Source organism: Acinetobacter sp. 802_lipA (assembly GCF_058242885.1).
This window is the reverse complement of the sequence record NZ_JBZAYP010000001.1, coordinates 1,277,930-1,292,727: the sequence shown is the minus strand read 5'-3', so window position 1 is coordinate 1,292,727 and position 14,798 is coordinate 1,277,930. Positions and strand designations below refer to the sequence as shown.

Sequence of the window (14,798 nt, the reverse complement as noted above, 5' to 3'; positions counted from 1 at the left end):
AACAGTCATCACCAAGACCATAACGACATCACAAAATATCTTTCAAATAAAATCTAAAAACCGAAAGTACGCTTCTTTTGTTGTTTGATTTTACTCAATTTGAGCCGCGTTCATTACTTATGGGGGCGTCTCAGTTTTAATCGATGAACTCAATTGAAAATGCCCATCAACCTCGCATAAAAAGCCTTTCTTTCTGCTGTTTTTTCATCGGATCTTATCTTGTTGAAAAATTAAAATTCTTTCTTTCTTAAAGATTTACATAGAAGAATCCGATTGTTTTTATTCGTAAAACTCGCTTTAGATTGTCATCAAAAGGGGCTATGTTAGAACAGTAATAATTACTTTAAACGGTTCATGATAATCATAATTTGATGATCAAATTTGGAGCTCGACATGACACAGAATATGCAAGCATCAGGTTGTCCATTTCACCAGAAAGATGGTGGACAAACGAGTTTAGCCAGCACCAATAATTCTGATTGGTGGCCCAATGCGCTCAATCTCGACATTCTGTCGCAACACGATAAAAAAACCAACCCGATGGATCCTGATTTTGACTATGCAGCCGCTTTCAAATCATTGGATTTAGAAGCGGTGAAACAAGACCTCCGTGAACTCATCAACAGCAGCCAAGAATGGTGGCCATCTGACTATGGTAGTTACATTGGGATGTTTGTACGTACCGCATGGCACTTGGCGGGTTCTTACCGTAAACAAGATGGACGTGGCGGCGCCAACACAGGGAACCAACGCTTTGCCCCTCTCAACAGTTGGCCTGATAACGTCAACACCGATAAAGGCCGTCGCCTGCTGTGGCCAATCAAACGTAAATATGGCAACAAAATTTCATGGGGCGATTTAATCATTCTTGCAGGAACCGTGGCTTATGAAGAAGCAGGCCTGAAAACCTTTGGCTTTGGTGGTGGCCGTCTAGATATTTGGGCACCAGAAAAAGACATTTACTGGGGTGAAGAGCGTCAATGGCTGGCACCAACGGCAAACCGCTATGCCAATGACCAAGACCGTAAATCGCTTGAAAATCCATTAGCTGCGGTACAAATGGGTTTAATCTACGTCAATCCAGAAGGGGTTGATGGCGTCCAAGATCCCCTCCGTACTGCACAAGACATGCGTGTCACTTTTGACCGTATGGGAATGGATGATGAAGAAACTGTCGCACTTACTGCGGGTGGTCATACTGTAGGTAAAGCGCACGGGAATGGTAAAGCAGAGAACTTAGGGGCAGATGTCGAAAGCGCAGACGTGGAGTTCCAAGGTCTCGGTTGGCATAACTCTGAAGGTACAGGCAATGGCGCGAACACCATGGTCAGTGGTTTAGAAGGGGCTTGGACCACACACCCGACCAAATGGGATAACGAGTTTTTCTATCTGTTGTTTACTTATGAATGGGAAAAAACCACCAGTCCTGCGGGTGCGAAACAATGGGAACCGATTAACATCAAAGAGGAAGATAAACCTGTTGATGCACATAACCCCAATGTACGCCGCAACCCAATGATGACCGATGCTGATATGGCGCTGAAAATGGACCCTGAATACCGCAAAATTTCAGAACGTTTTTATGCAGATCCAGCTTACTTGTCTGAAGTGTTTGCGCGTGCTTGGTACAAGCTCACTCACCGTGACATGGGACCAAAATCTCGCTACCTAGGCGCAGATGTACCGAATGACGATCTAATTTGGCAAGACCCAATTCCGTCGGTCGATTATGTTTTGTCTGAAGCTGAAATTGAAGAGTTAAAAGCGAAGTTGCTGAATAGTGGTTTAACTTCGGTTGAATTGATTAATACCGCTTGGGATAGTGCGCGGACTTTCCGTGGTTCAGACTACCGTGGTGGAGCCAATGGGGCGCGTATCCGTCTTGCGCCACAAAAAGACTGGGTGGGCAATGAGCCTGAACGTTTAGCTAAAGTTTTGGCGAAGCTTGAAGAAATTCAAGCAAGTCTAGCGAAAAAAGTCAGCATTGCAGACTTGATTGTACTGGGTGGTACGGCAGCGGTTGAAAAAGCCGCACACGCTGCGGGTGTGAATATCAAAGTTCCGTTCCTTGCAGGCCGAGGTGATGCGACTCAAGAGCAAACAGATGTGTATTCTTTTGAAGATTTACTCCCTAAGCATGATGGTTTCCGTAACTGGGTCAAAGAAGATTACAGCGTACAGCCTGAAGAAATGTTGTTAGATCGTGCACAATTACTCGGTTTGACTGCACCTGAAATGACGGTGTTGGTTGGTGGTATGCGTGTACTCGGCACAAACTATGCAGGTACACCAGAAGGTGTGTTGACGGCTCGCGTAGGGGTATTGAGCAATGACTTCTTTGTCAACTTAACCGACATGAAATATAACTGGAAACCCGTGGGTAAAAACCGTTATGAAATCGTGGACCGTGCGACAGGGGCAACCAAATGGACGGCGACACGTGCAGACTTAGTCTTTGGTTCAAACTCGATTTTACGTTCATATGCAGAAGTTTATGCGCAAGATGACAACAAAGAGAAGTTTGTAAAAGACTTTGTTGCCGCTTGGATGAAAGTAATGAATGCAGACCGTTTTGACGTGAAGTAGTTTAATTGAAATAAAAAACCGTCCTTAAGGACGGTTTTTTATTTCAATATATTGATATTATTAAATTTTGTATTATTTTTGTATGGCGTGAATTATGTTAATTTTAAAGTGGATTAATGCGATAGGAGTTATTCACATGTGCTTTTTCCAGCCTCTACCTGTTTAATACTAATACCGCTGTTATTTTCTAAAATACAAATTTGAGAGTTAAATGACTTATTAATAGTGCTTAAAGTAATTGTATAAGCTAAATTTTTTTCTAACTTATCTAATGGGATAGCTATACAATTTTTTTCACTAATAGGTAAGTCTGTTTTTGAGTAAGATTTTTCATATTCACTTCTATATTCTTTAGAAAAGTCAATTTTTGCAAAATGAACTAGAAAATTATCTTTTCCATAATCTTTAGATTCATTCGTGAAAAGACATAAATTATCATTAATAATTTTTGTATTAAGATCTCGACTCTGCTGATTACAACCTATAAGCACCATTGCTACAAAACTATATATTATTTTTTTCATAATCACGATTTCGGTAATAAATTTTTATTTGAGGGGTTAAGTAAAAAATCTCTTAATATTTTCTCAACATAGTCTAATAATTGTAAACTTTTTTGATGATGATCCCGTTTGGGATTAACTTTTTGTAAATAACAAGCATCAAACCAAAACTCAATAATTCTACCTTGTTGTTCAAAGTTAAAATCTTGAAATTTTTTATTTAAATCTCTACCTCCTAAGTCCGTGTCATAGGCTTCTAACTCATTATCCGAGTCAACAGAATTGACCTCCGAAGTATATCCTCCTTTACATAATTGTTTTATCCCAAGCCAACCAGTTGATGTCCCCATTTGATATTGCCAAACATGTACCATTTCATGAATAAACCAATGACGGTTTTCACCTGTAGCTTTGCTATAGTCAGGTGTTTTTAAGTAATCATCTTTCGGTAAATAGATTTCCCCAGCAGGCGTCATGGCATTACCTGTTTTTGTATGTATTAAGCCACCTAAATGTATCCAGACCTTAGAGTAATCAATTGCATCTTTAAAAATCAGGCGAGACATAGCTATTTCACCAGAAGTTAACAGTCTTTTACTTCCGACTTTAATAATAGTAGCAGCTTGATTTTTCATCTCTGCATCTATTTTTTGTAATTTAGAAGTTATACTCTTTAAAACAGTATTTTTAGGATTTCCTCTGCCTGTTACTCTATTCGCCATGTTCATGATCCTCTAAAATTATTCTTATTTCTAGTTCTTCTTCTGTTTCACTAGTAATAAAATGAGTAAACCCTTCTTTATCCGTTTTACCGTGGAAAGTTTCACCATTCATGTATATTTCATAACATACATTAGCTAAAGGTTCTCCTGTTAACTCATCCTGTAGTACAAATTTTTGTCCGTATTTAAAATTAGGTTCAGCTACAAAACTATTAGTATTATTAGATACAATTTTTGGACTACTAGCCCCACTACTCATCACAGCTAAATCAGAAATTTTTAAATATTTTGATCCACAACTAGAGGTATCACCAACAGCAACAATGCTTTTTCCACCCACGACCATAAAACCTTGATTAGATGCTATTGCACGTGATTGAACCTTACATTTAGGGCAAAAATGAGTCATACCATCAAGATGTACTGCCTTACCTTCGGCTAAAAAAGATGAGTCACCTAAAACAATGATTCCACCATGATCTGTTTTACAACCTACAGTGATTAATGCTTTCATTTATTTTTTATAATTTTTTAACGATATTGTTATTAAACCATAAGAATTAAACGATACAAAATTCCAAGGAATACCCTGAAATATTGATTCCATTTTAGATAATAGGGCTTACACGATCCTAATTTTAATATTGTTATATATATCAATTATTTAAAACTTAAATGTAAGCGCGAAAATGAATAGAACGCCTATTTTTATTCAAAATTAAGCTTTCCTAAACTTTGAATAATATCTCCTTCCAACATTACCCATTCTGCAAACTCAGGCTCAACCAGCAAGGTCTGCGACACAAAGCCATAACATACCCGCTGCACATTTAAACTCATTTGCTGGAGTTGCACTTCATCTCCAACATAAGGCTCAAGGATGCTATGCCACATCTGCACCATCATGGCATAACTTTTACGGTAACTTTCAATGTTTGAAATCTGTCGTTCCAGCAAAAAAGTCTGCGCCCAGAGAAACTGTCGAGCCTGAATCTGCTCAAGCTGAAAGTGAATAATCTGCTGTAAATAGTCCTCAAAACTCAATTTTGTGGATAACTCGATCAGCCTTTGTGCATAACTTTTTAAGGTTTCAGCATTACTTTTTACATGCTGATGAATGGTCAATGCAATCAAATCTTCCTTCTTTGAAAAGTACTCATAAAAGGTACCTAAACCGACTCCCGCCACATCGGTAATTTCCCGAATGGTAATTTCGTGTGCATGGCGCTCATGCAAAAGCCGAACAAAACTTTCTTGCAAAGCTTCTTGGGTGAGTTTGGCTCGCGACTGGCGCGGTCTACGACGGACTTGGATCTCAGGATTCTTCATAGCACAAAGCTGAACATGGCAGACTCAATTTTTCTCTATACTGAAATGAAAAGCACAGCATAACAAGAGCAAAGTGATATGAATACGGCATGGATGACCCATCAAATCAGTAATCAGTTTGACGAACTGGAAAATTACAACCTGTTTGAAACCGATAGCGTTTTACAAGAAATCCTGACTCGTTATGGCAGTCAGGATCAGGCAAAACTCACAGAATTGGGGAAAATCGCAGGTTCGGCGGAATATTATGGCTATGCCAATTTGGCCAATAGACATACACCAATTTTACTTGCCTTCGATGCACGCGGACGACGTAAAGACTTTATCGAATTTCATCCTGCATGGCATAAATGGATGGGGTTAAATCGTCAGTTCGATACCCATGCACATCCGTTTAATCATCCCAATTCATCCTCAAAATGGGTCGAGTGGGCAGCACGTTTTTATTTGGCAGGGCAGGTGGAGTGCGGAAACTTGTGCCCAAATTCGATGACCTTAGGCAGTATTCCACTGATTCAACGCGAACCTGAACTGTGGGCCAAAATCGGCGATAAATTGCTTTCTACAGAATACGATGAACGTGATGTGCCGATCAGCCAGAAAAAATCGATTTGGCTGGGCATGGGCATGACCGAAAAGCAAGGCGGTTCAGATGTCCGTGCCAATGAAACCATCGCTGTACCAATCGCAGAGTCGGGACGCGGTCAAGCCTATTTACTCACAGGGCATAAATGGTTTTTCTCTGCACCTATGTGTGATGCGCATCTGGTGGTGGCAAAGACGGAACAGGATGGTCTGGCCTGTTTCTTTGTACCACGTTGGTTGGAGAATGGAACCAAGAACCCGATCCATATCCAGCGGTTGAAAGACAAAGTGGGCAATCGTAGTAACTCCAGCTCGGAAGTCGAATTTAAAGAGGCGTGGGGCATCATGATTGGGGAAGCTGGACGCGGTATTCCCACCATCATTGAAATGGCGAACTATACCCGTTTGACCTGTTCGGTGGGCAGTACTGCCATGCTTAGACAAGCCTTAGTGCAATGCCTTGCCTATACCCGTCAGCGCAAAGCCTTTGGTAAGCATTTGGCTGAACAACCGCTGATGCGCGCCGTATTGGCAGATTTAGCCTTAGAAACAGAAGCGGCGATGCAACTCAGTTTTCATTTGGCACATTGCTATGAAGCGGAGGATGCGCTGTCCGTAGCATGGAAACGTATTATGACCCCAGCGTCGAAGTTCTGGATATGTAAACGTGCGGTTGAGCTGACAGGGGAAATGATGGAAATCTTTGGTGGTAATGGCTATGTCGACAACGGCATCATGGCACGTATTTTTAAAGAAGCCCCAGTCAATACCATTTGGGAAGGCTCAGGCAATGTCATGTGTTTGGATGTGCTGCGTGCTATCAGCCGTGATGTAGAGTCGATTGAAATCCTGTTTCAAGATTTGGCCACCACGGCTATGCAAGATGAACAGTTGAAACAAGAGCTGCAAAATCTATTTCAGTTGTTCCAGCAGAAATCTGATGAACTACAATTTATGGGCCGCAGTTTGGTCAGCCGTTTGGTGATTTTGGCACAAGCAGTCCTACTGAAACGGCATGCACCAGACTATGTGGCGGATGGCTTTATTCAAAGCCGTTATAGTCCATTTCATGGTCGGGTTGTCGGGATGCTTGAGATGAAACAACCCGACGTAGAACGACTACTGCATAGAGCATTGGCAGCTTAAAGCTCGTTATTGTACTGAAAGCTTTTGCGCTTCATCTTGTTCGAGTTTGACGTTGGGGCTGTCTTCAGCCTGAATAATATCAATCGGAATAAAGCGGACTTGAACAATGCTTGGGTTATCGTTCAAGTCTGGCAATAGCTTTTGATTGAGTGCTGCAATTTGCGCTGGGCTAGGCGGAATATCTCCACGGATAGAGACACGGACTAAAGTGAAACCCTCTTTTTTATCGTATTGGATGGTATCAATAATATTATTATCGTGATTTAACGCCGTACTGATGATATTTTCATTGCCGCTCTCATACAGGCGAGCATGGAGCATAGAATAAAAGTTAAAGGAGAGATAAATCCCTAAAAATGCCAAGAACATTAGGCTAACAGCATTACGTTTGAGAAACTCTTTGACATTACTCTGCACTTCTTCGGTGGAACCCCGTCTAAAGCCTGCAATCCACAGGACTAAAGATGAGCTAATCTGAATGGCGAATATGTTGGTCACTGCCAGTAAAAATGCATTGGCTGAGTTTTTCCATTCCATATGCGCGAATAAAATCCCGCTGGCCACCAAGGGCGGAACTAAGGCCGTCGCAACGGCGACACCCACCACGGCCACAGATAGGCGAGGGGATACTGAGGCAAAAGCACCTGCGGCCCCCCCTGCTAAAGCGATCATCAAATCCAAAATGGTTGGCTGCGTGCGCGATAAAATTTCATTGGTCATAGGTAGGTCATAGTTCACCAGCCCTAAAATGATCCCAATGCTATAAATCATTGCAACGCCAAGTAACAAGGTCGACAACGCGGTTTTAAACAGCAGCCATCGGTTATCAATTAAAGCCAAGGCAATGCCTGAAATCGGCCCCAGCATCATGGCAACCAACATCGCGCCAATCACCACCGCAGCAGAGTTGGACAGCAGTCCATAGCCTGCAATAACGGCAGCCAAGGCATTCATAATAAAAAAGGTTTTGCTTGGCAGTGCATCCGCTTGGATGTTTAATCGGACTTTTTGGTGGTCAATTTTTTTGGAGTTTTCGCGCAAGGCCTGCTTATAACGAATTTTTTCTTTTAGAAACTCATACTTTTCTTGGTCTGGCGTATCTTTGACCACAATGGTTGCATCTTTGTCTTTTCCGAGTGGCATGGCGATGCTCTTATTTTGTCTGTGATTAAGATTTAATCTAGCGCTTTTATCAAGGGAAGCAAACAAAAAAATGGTGAGAAATAATATGATTCACGCTTCAATTTAAAATATGTTCTAGCCACTTTCTTTTTATTGAAGCGAGGCTTCTCGATTTTGTTGAACATCATTCATTAACAAGGACTTTTTAGCACCGAGCAGGACAGATTTTCTTGAAATCGCGAGGCCATTCAGAAAAAGACAGATCAATTACAGGTATTTAGCTGACCCTAGAGCATATTCTTGTTAGAACAAGACGCTACGATTGGAAATAATATTTTTCATCACCATGGTAGAGATGAGACGTTGCACATTTGGCAGTGCTGACAAGTGCTCATCATAGAGTTTTTGATAACTTTCTAAGTCATAGGTCACGACATGCAGCAAATAGTCGGGGTCACCAAAAAGTCGCTGCGCTTTCACAATTTGAGGAACCTTAAGAATCGCGTCTTCAAGACTTTGTACCGAATCTTTATCGCCATTTTTGAGCGTCACAAAAACAATGGTGGAGAAATTCAAGCCAAGCTGGGAGATATCCAACTGTGCGCGATAGCCTTTGATAATACCTGCATCTTCTAAGGCTTTGACTCTACGGTGACAGGGAGAGAGGCTAAGCCCTACCTTATGCGCCAACTCCGTAACAGATAAACGACCATCGGCTTGTAGTTCAGCAAGAATCTTCTTATCAATTTTATCCATGTGGAAGAATCTCCCCTTTTTAGGTGTTATTGCACAAATATTTGAAAGCACATTTTAGAGCCTAAAGGATATCCTTTCAAAATTATTTGATACAGATCATGTTTTGATTGGATTAAACCTCAAAACGGTGATGGATAAGAGAGGAAAGGGATGTCACTGAATATTATGATTGCATTTTGGGGTGTTTCGATCCTGTTTGTGATGACACCAGGTATAGATTGGGCCTATGCTATTTCGTCGGGGTTTGTAACTGTTAATTGAAATCTACTTATTTCTATACTATTATATACAACATGAGTAAATATGTAAGCATTAGCGTTGCAGCTAAAACATTAGGTGTTTCCATTCAAACATTAAGGCGTTGGGATGAAGAAGGCACTTTGGTTGCAGATCGAACCCCTAAAAATCATAGACGATATGATCTGAGTAAGATCACGCCTGAGCAAATACACAAGCCCGATAGTCAACTTCAAAGGAAAACCATTGCATACGCAAGGGTATCGAGTCATGACCAAAAAGAAGATTTAATTCGACAGCAACAAGTTCTTGAAATGTACTGTGCAAATCAAGGTTGGACGTTTGAATTAATCTCCGATCTTGGTTCGGGTATGAACTATAGAAAAAAAGGCTTAAATAAGCTGCTAGAAGCAATCATGAATGATGAAATCGGACGTTTGGTTTTAACGCATAAAGATCGCTTATTGCGGTTTGGTGCTGAGTTGGTTTTTGCCTTATGTGAAGCTAAAAGCGTGGAGATCGTCATTCTTAATAAGGGTGAAAATTTGTCTTTTGAGGAAGAACTTGCTCAAGATGTTTTGGAAATCATTACAGTGTTTTCGGCAAGATTATATGGTAGTCGTAGTAAGAAAAACCAAAAGTTAATACAGGCAGTCAAAGACGCACTATGAGCCGATTCATACGAGGGCATGTAATCCAATTACTGCCAAATAATAAGCAAGCAAGTCATTTCGCTCAAGCGAGTGGTGTTGCTCGTTTGTCGTATAATTGGGCTTTAAAAGAATGGCAACGTCAATATAAAGCAGATAAGGAATATAGAGATCAGTGTGACTATTATGGCGTTCAGGTGGATAAAAAACTTCTAAATAAACCATCCGAAGCTAAAATAAGAAAGCACTTAAACTCGTTCAAGCGTGAGAAATACCCTTTCATGCTTAAAGTGACCAAATGTGCGCCACAACTTGCGATTAAGCAATTGGGTAGTTCATTTGATCGTTTTTTTAATGGTCAATCCAAATATCCAAAGCCTAGAAAAAAAGGCGTAGATGATCGCTTCTCATTATCAAATGACCAATTCAGCATTAAAGATAGAAAAATTAGTATCCCAAACTTGGGTTGGGTAAAAATGACTGAGGATTTGCGTTATCAAGGAAAAATATTATCAGCGAAAATATTTAAACAGGGTGGTAAGTGGTTTGCTTCGATTGCTGTTGAATTAAATCAGCCTGAGAAACTTCACCCCAAAACAGGTTTATCTGTTGGTATTGATTTAGGTGTTTCCAGTCTTGCCACTTTATCTAATGGCGAGGTTGTTCCATCAAGTGCGCCACTAAAGAAACAGCTTGCCAAGTTAAGACGACTTGCTAAGTCTTTTAGCCGTAAAAAGAAAGGTAGTCAAAACAGAGAAAAAGCGAAAACCAAGCTCTCTCGTTTGCACTACAAAATATCATGCTTGAGAAAAAACAATCTTCATCAAGTCACATCTGATTTAGTTAAGCGATTCGATCTGATTGCGATTGAGGATTTAAATGTGAAAGGTATGGTACAAAACCGTAAGCTCTCAAGAGCCATATCGGATATGGGCTTTTATGAGTTCAAGCGACAGTTGATTTACAAGGCTAAACAGCATGGCAAATCAATACTTTCTGTTGGACGATTCTTTCCAAGCAGCAAGATGTGTTCGAATTGTGGTGAATTAAACCAAAACCTGACACTTGCAATGCGTGAGTGGCGATGTTCATGTAACACCCTGCATCACAGGGATATTAATGCTGCCATCAATATTCTAAAACATGCAGATAAAGAATTGGTGGCTACATAAGCCACCAATGGCGGTGAGTTACACCGTGACAGCCTATGGAATTGAGGTAATCCCAAGCGCAATAGCAATTGGTTCTTGATGATGAAGTAGGAATTAAACATTAAACCCACGTAAGTAGGTTTAAGTAGGTTTTAAATAACGGATACAGGGCAAAAGAGTCTTGCCTGCGGTAACCGGGTTATTAACAGGGCATTTGATGGCGGCACTGATTGTTGCAGCGGGTGTGGGCACATTGGTGACCAGTCAGCCCGTATTGCTTCAAGTACTCACGGGCGTTGGGGCTGTTTATTTGCTGTGGATGGGGCTGAGTTTATCGATGCGTCCTGCGAGTATTAGCAATGATCAGGTTGCCATTGCATCTTCAAAGTCATGGTACATTCGAGGCGTTTACTTGAGTGGATTAAACCCGAAAGTCCTGCTGTTATTTTTGGCTTTATTGCCGCCCTTTATCGACCCGCAAGCGGCTTTGTCGCCCACCTCTCAAATTGTTTTATTGGCGGGAATTCACCTTATGAGTTGTGCGGCTGTTTATTTCTTGGTTGGATTTAGTGCGCAGAAAGTTTTGGGCACACGCCCACAGGCTGCTAGGGTGGTCAGTCGAGTGTCAGGGGCATTGATGATGTTGATTGCGATGATTTTATTGTTAGAGCAGCTTTATGGCTAAGCGACATTTTAAGTATATGGATCAAAGGCAGTGCAAAATAAAGCATTGCCATAACCTATAATTGAATTGGAAAATAGCGGATGAGTTGGTGATATAGGTTCAGCCAAAATCGCTTGTAATACGTTCAAAAAGGCGTAAAATTTCTAGCGCATCATCAGTGAGATGATCACATCAACAAGGTGAAAAAAATGGCAAAGAAGAAAGCTGAGCCAAAAGTTGTGATTCACAACTTCGTGGCTAAACACATGCATGAAGTCAACCAAAGTCAAGTCTTTGTAGACCGAAAGAAAAATGCAAAACGAGGCTATGACAAGCACAAAAAAGGGAGATATTCAGATGATTATCTCCCTTTTTTAATGCCGCTTCTTTGGGTGTGAAGACCTTTAAGCCGTCACAATACGTGTTGCTGACTTGACCATGTCGGCCAAACCATGAGTTTTAAAATAATATTCCATCTGACTTTTCACAATGAGTGGATTACTCATTTTCAAGGCACGCTCTAACAATTCGACCGCATCTGGCATTGGGACATGACAAATGGCTTTGCGTACACGCAGAATGTTACTTGAGCTCATTGATAGGGTATTGAAGCCCATCGCCATCAGTAAGATCGCAGACAAAGGATCGCCCGCCATTTCCCCACAAATACTGACTGGTTTGTTGTACTTATGACACTCTTTGACTAAGCGGGTGAGTGCACGTAAAACTGCAGGGTGGAAATGTGAATAGACATTGGCAACCCGTGGATTATTACGGTCAACGGCCAGTAAGTATTGTGTCAGGTCGTTTGAACCCACCGAGAAAAAGTCAACCAACTCGGCAAATTCTTCAATCTGCAATAAGACACTTGGTACTTCGACCATGATCCCGATTTTTGGTTTGGTGATTTTGACCTGTTCTTCTTCTTGCACCGCGACCCAGTCACGCTCCAGTAAGTACAAGGCTTCTTCTACTTCGCTGACACTGGTCACCATTGGCAGAAGAATGTGTAGGTTATTAAGACCAATACTGGCTTTGAGCATGGCACGAATTTGTGAAGAAAAAATTTCAGGGTGGTCGAGCGTAAAGCGAATGCCGCGCCAGCCCAATGCGGAGTTTTCTTCCTCAATTGAAAAATAAGGCAAGTCCTTATCTGCACCGATATCGAGGGTACGCATCACCACAGGTTTGTTGGCAAAGTGGCTCAACTGTTGACGATAAATCGCACGCTGTTCTTCTTCACCTGGGAAGCGATCACGCAGCATGAACGGAATTTCAGAGCGATATAGACCAACACCTTTGGCACCGCGTTGTACACCACGGACCACATCAATCATCAAGCCAGTATTGACGAACAGTTTGACTGCGACACCATCAGGGGTGATGGCATCTTTAGTTTCATACTGTTTTAAATCTTTGGCAATCAGTTCTTCTTCTTTTTGAATTTCTTTATAGCGACTACGTAAACGGCGAGGTGGATTAATGAACACACGCCCTTGGTGCGCATCGACGATCATTTCCACATCATCGAGGGTATTAATTGGCAGTTCAGTGACACCAACAACGGTTGGAATACCGAGTGCGCGCGCTACAATCACCATATGCGAGTTCATGGCGCCTTCGGTAGTTACGATGGCTGCAATTTTATCGACTGGCAGTTCAACCAAGGCTGCGGTTGAGATTTCTTCTCCAATCAGAATACTTTCATCGGTAAGTTCACGATGGCTGGAGTCGGCTTCTTGCAAATAGGCCAAAATCCGTCGTCCGAGATCTTTTAAGTCCGCGGCACGTTCACGGAGATAGTCATCTTCCATCTGTTCAAACAGATCGATGTGATTATCGATGACGATACGCACCGCACCTTGTGCCCAGTTACCATCACGAATTTGTTCTTTAATTTCCGCTGGCAGCGCATTTTCATCCAACATGCGTAAGAACACGCTAAACAGGGCGCGCTCTTCCGCCATGAGGGCATCTTGCATTTTGTCATCAAGTGATTTGATTTCATCACGCACTGAGGTGAGGGCACGATCCAGCAGCTCTAATTCTTCACTGATGTCATCGGCTTCACGGTCAGGGACAGCCGCCAAATCCGCAGGGGGATAGAGAATGACGGCACGCCCTAATGCAATTCCACCTGAACCTGGGACACCTTGGAAGGTTTTGTAGGCAGGTAGATTGCTGGGTTTACGAAATACATCGATATTGCCCACCGCATGCGCATGCGCAATGACCCCTGAAAGCTGAGCACAGAGCGTGACGAGGAATGATTCCGCAGCTTCACTAAAGTCTTGCGACTCTTTGTTTTGCACCACGAGCACGCCCATGACTTTACGGCGGTACATGACGGGTACACCGAGGAACGAGTTATAAATTTCCTCACCTGTTTCAGGTAAGTACATAAAACGTTCATGTTTCGGTGCATTGTCAAGGTTAACGATTTCTTCACGCTGACCCACCAGACCAACCAAGCCTTCACTGGTATGCAGTGAAACATGGCCGACCGAATCAGGGTTCAAACCTTTCGATGCCATCAACAAATAACGTTGATTGCGTTCGTCGAGTAAATAGATGGAGCAAACATCAACATGCATGGCTTCCGCCACATGGTTGACCATAATGTCGAGTGATTCATGCAAACTGGTGGACGCATTGATTTCTTGTACAATGCGTCGAAGGGTATCCAGTTGCATATTCGACATCGCGTCTACTCCAAAAATAATGTGCGTCCAACTTATTTATAACAAGAGATCCTTAAAAAATCTGTAGGACGTCTAGATTTTTTAAGGCTTTTTTTGAGGGAGCTGATTGCACAGCTCCACCATCGCTTTGCGGTATACATCGCGTTTAAAATTCACAACTTGCCCCAGCGGGTACCAATAACTGACCCACTGCCATTGGTCAAACTCAGGCGGATCAGACAAATTCAAACGAATATTCTGAGCGGGAGCAGTGAGTTTGAGTAAAAACCACTTTTGTTTTTGTCCAATACATACGGGATCGGAATCTGTACGAATGTATCGGTGCGGCAAACGATAACGCAGCCAACCTTTAGTTTGCGCTACAATTTGGACGTGTTCGGGCAGTAAGCCAACTTCTTCTCTCAGCTCACGATAAAGTGCCTGTTCAGGGGTTTCTCCATATTGGATACCTCCTTGTGGAAATTGCCAAGCATTGTGTCCAATGCGTTTTGCCCATAAAACTTGTCCAAACTCGTTTGCCAAAATGATCCCGACATTGGGTCGGAAACCTTCCGAATCGATCATTTGGCTACCTAAATATTGTGTAATTTATGACTTTGCGATCGGGGATTTTTATTTCTGTATCCAACTCGAAAAAAGCAAAGT

The 14,798-nt window shown here is 42.0% G+C and carries 13 protein-coding genes and 2 pseudogenes; 7 read left to right on the top strand and 8 right to left on the bottom strand.

Annotated features, from left to right (window positions below):
• The first annotated feature begins 393 nt into the window (after nt 1-393).
• Nucleotides 394-2,586, top strand: a complete 2,193-nt coding sequence (katG, locus tag AC4CU3_RS06555) for a catalase/peroxidase HPI (RefSeq protein ID WP_490738055.1) — start codon at nt 394-396, stop codon at nt 2,584-2,586.
• 128 nt (nt 2,587-2,714) lie between these two features.
• Here the strand turns inward: katG and AC4CU3_RS06550 are convergent, their stop codons facing one another.
• The 4 genes from AC4CU3_RS06550 to AC4CU3_RS06535 form a co-directional block, all read right to left on the bottom strand.
• On the bottom strand, nt 2,715-3,116 hold the full coding sequence (locus AC4CU3_RS06550; protein WP_326942888.1) for an NF045616 family extracytoplasmic (lipo)protein: 402 nt from the start codon (nt 3,114-3,116) through the stop codon (nt 2,715-2,717).
• Nucleotides 3,113-3,811, bottom strand: a complete 699-nt coding sequence (locus AC4CU3_RS06545; protein WP_279045041.1) for a zinc protease — start codon at nt 3,809-3,811, stop codon at nt 3,113-3,115. Before AC4CU3_RS06545 ends, AC4CU3_RS06550 begins: the two co-directional genes overlap by 4 nt.
• The gene (locus tag AC4CU3_RS06540) at nt 3,801-4,325 is read right to left on the bottom strand and encodes a PAAR domain-containing protein (protein ID WP_279045043.1); all 525 of its coding nucleotides are present in this window, start codon (nt 4,323-4,325) and stop codon (nt 3,801-3,803) included. Before AC4CU3_RS06540 ends, AC4CU3_RS06545 begins: the two co-directional genes overlap by 11 nt.
• 194 nt (nt 4,326-4,519) lie before the next feature.
• On the bottom strand, nt 4,520-5,140 hold the full coding sequence (locus AC4CU3_RS06535; RefSeq protein ID WP_279045044.1) for a TetR/AcrR family transcriptional regulator: 621 nt from the start codon (nt 5,138-5,140) through the stop codon (nt 4,520-4,522).
• A 78-nt stretch (nt 5,141-5,218) separates the two neighbouring features.
• On the opposite strand from AC4CU3_RS06535, the gene AC4CU3_RS06530 reads away from it, so the two are divergent.
• Nucleotides 5,219-6,871, top strand: a complete 1,653-nt coding sequence (locus tag AC4CU3_RS06530; protein WP_279045046.1) for an acyl-CoA dehydrogenase family protein — start codon at nt 5,219-5,221, stop codon at nt 6,869-6,871.
• A 6-nt stretch (nt 6,872-6,877) separates the two neighbouring features.
• Here the strand turns inward: AC4CU3_RS06530 and AC4CU3_RS06525 are convergent, their stop codons facing one another.
• The gene (locus tag AC4CU3_RS06525) at nt 6,878-8,014 is read right to left on the bottom strand and encodes a DUF389 domain-containing protein (protein WP_279045047.1); all 1,137 of its coding nucleotides are present in this window, start codon (nt 8,012-8,014) and stop codon (nt 6,878-6,880) included.
• A 282-nt stretch (nt 8,015-8,296) separates the two neighbouring features.
• Nucleotides 8,297-8,749 (bottom strand): Lrp/AsnC family transcriptional regulator, encoded by a 453-nt coding sequence (locus AC4CU3_RS06520; RefSeq protein ID WP_004692552.1) that lies wholly within the window; start codon nt 8,747-8,749, stop codon nt 8,297-8,299.
• A gap of 150 nt (nt 8,750-8,899) precedes the next feature.
• Between AC4CU3_RS06520 and AC4CU3_RS06515 the strand changes: the two are divergent.
• From AC4CU3_RS06515 to AC4CU3_RS06495, 5 genes and pseudogenes are all read left to right on the top strand, one after another.
• Nucleotides 8,900-8,992 (top strand): annotated as a pseudogene (locus AC4CU3_RS06515) (LysE family translocator); the annotation flags it as partial.
• A 50-nt stretch (nt 8,993-9,042) separates the two neighbouring features.
• On the top strand, nt 9,043-9,657 hold the full coding sequence (locus AC4CU3_RS06510; protein WP_005402019.1) for an IS607 family transposase: 615 nt from the start codon (nt 9,043-9,045) through the stop codon (nt 9,655-9,657).
• Nucleotides 9,654-10,808: an RNA-guided endonuclease InsQ/TnpB family protein gene (locus AC4CU3_RS06505; RefSeq protein ID WP_005402020.1), complete on the top strand. Its 1,155-nt coding sequence runs from the start codon at nt 9,654-9,656 to the stop codon at nt 10,806-10,808. Before AC4CU3_RS06510 ends, AC4CU3_RS06505 begins: the two co-directional genes overlap by 4 nt.
• A 142-nt stretch (nt 10,809-10,950) precedes the next feature.
• Nucleotides 10,951-11,472, top strand: a pseudogene (locus AC4CU3_RS06500) (LysE family translocator); the annotation flags it as partial.
• A 188-nt stretch (nt 11,473-11,660) separates the two neighbouring features.
• The gene (locus AC4CU3_RS06495; RefSeq protein WP_004649914.1) at nt 11,661-11,849 is read left to right on the top strand and encodes a DUF7230 family protein; all 189 of its coding nucleotides are present in this window, start codon (nt 11,661-11,663) and stop codon (nt 11,847-11,849) included.
• Nucleotides 11,850-11,855: 6 nt separating this feature from the next.
• On the opposite strand, the gene ptsP is transcribed toward AC4CU3_RS06495, so the two are convergent.
• Both ptsP and AC4CU3_RS06485 read right to left on the bottom strand, forming a co-directional pair.
• Nucleotides 11,856-14,153, bottom strand: a complete 2,298-nt coding sequence (gene ptsP / locus AC4CU3_RS06490; protein WP_004978924.1) for a phosphoenolpyruvate--protein phosphotransferase — start codon at nt 14,151-14,153, stop codon at nt 11,856-11,858.
• Nucleotides 14,154-14,234: 81 nt separating this feature from the next.
• A complete protein-coding gene (locus AC4CU3_RS06485; protein ID WP_004692547.1) occupies nt 14,235-14,717 on the bottom strand; it encodes an RNA pyrophosphohydrolase in 483 nt (160 codons plus the stop codon).
• Nucleotides 14,718-14,798: the final 81 nt, after the last annotated feature.

What these genes read in the sequence shown, in the direction of transcription:
- katG (WP_490738055.1), top strand. Translation starts at nt 394, where the DNA reads ATGACACAGAATATGCAAGCATCAGGTTGTCCATTTCACCAGAAAGAT.
- AC4CU3_RS06545 (WP_279045041.1), bottom strand. Translation starts at nt 3,811, where the DNA reads ATGGCGAATAGAGTAACAGGCAGAGGAAATCCTAAAAATACTGTTTTA.
- AC4CU3_RS06540 (WP_279045043.1), bottom strand. Translation starts at nt 4,325, where the DNA reads ATGAAAGCATTAATCACTGTAGGTTGTAAAACAGATCATGGTGGAATC.
- AC4CU3_RS06535 (WP_279045044.1), bottom strand. Translation starts at nt 5,140, where the DNA reads ATGAAGAATCCTGAGATCCAAGTCCGTCGTAGACCGCGCCAGTCGCGA.
- AC4CU3_RS06530 (WP_279045046.1), top strand. Translation starts at nt 5,219, where the DNA reads ATGAATACGGCATGGATGACCCATCAAATCAGTAATCAGTTTGACGAA.
- AC4CU3_RS06525 (WP_279045047.1), bottom strand. Translation starts at nt 8,014, where the DNA reads ATGCCACTCGGAAAAGACAAAGATGCAACCATTGTGGTCAAAGATACG.
- AC4CU3_RS06520 (WP_004692552.1), bottom strand. Translation starts at nt 8,749, where the DNA reads ATGGATAAAATTGATAAGAAGATTCTTGCTGAACTACAAGCCGATGGT.
- AC4CU3_RS06510 (WP_005402019.1), top strand. Translation starts at nt 9,043, where the DNA reads ATGAGTAAATATGTAAGCATTAGCGTTGCAGCTAAAACATTAGGTGTT.
- AC4CU3_RS06505 (WP_005402020.1), top strand. Translation starts at nt 9,654, where the DNA reads ATGAGCCGATTCATACGAGGGCATGTAATCCAATTACTGCCAAATAAT.
- AC4CU3_RS06495 (WP_004649914.1), top strand. Translation starts at nt 11,661, where the DNA reads ATGGCAAAGAAGAAAGCTGAGCCAAAAGTTGTGATTCACAACTTCGTG.
- ptsP (WP_004978924.1), bottom strand. Translation starts at nt 14,153, where the DNA reads ATGTCGAATATGCAACTGGATACCCTTCGACGCATTGTACAAGAAATC.
- AC4CU3_RS06485 (WP_004692547.1), bottom strand. Translation starts at nt 14,717, where the DNA reads ATGATCGATTCGGAAGGTTTCCGACCCAATGTCGGGATCATTTTGGCA.